Annotated in this window: 1 protein-coding gene; it reads right to left on the bottom strand. The window is 51.0% G+C overall.

Annotated elements, in window-relative coordinates; genetic code table 11:
• Nucleotides 1-288: galactose-binding domain-containing protein (locus NBZ85_RS31850; protein WP_261563506.1), on the bottom strand; the 288-nt coding region annotated here is incomplete at its 3' end.
• Nucleotides 289-443: the final 155 nt, after the last annotated feature.

Below are 443 nucleotides of genomic sequence, written 5' to 3' on the forward strand. Positions count from 1 at the left end.
GAATTGCCAATTGTGCCCGTCGACGGAGGCTTCAACACGTAAATGGCATGCGCGTTCTTGGTAAGTAACTTCGCGCCGGTTTCCGATGATAATTCGGTTGAGCGGGAAAATGTTTCTTAAATCGATTTGCCACCAAGGGTTTAATTCAAACTCCGTGTGGATTAAGAAGTCCTGATGGAGAGGTTGAACCAAAGCCTGAGCTCCATCTGGTAGACTCCATTGCGAAAGCGAACTCTGAGTCGCCTTTCCACGAGGCGCGATATCAATCAGATCATCAAATTCACACATTGAGATCTCAGCTATTTTGATACGGGCGTTGAACGTTAAAGGGGGGGCGTCGGTCTGACAAGACGCTCACCCGCTCGTACTCGGCCTCAAACGTCTCGCGTTGATGCCCCACGTTGGTCAGGGCCCTCGCGAGCGTTTCGTCATTTGCCATGGGT

The organism is Frankia tisae (assembly GCF_025403405.1).
Lineage (GTDB): Bacteria > Actinomycetota > Actinomycetes > Frankiales > Frankiaceae > Frankia > Frankia tisai.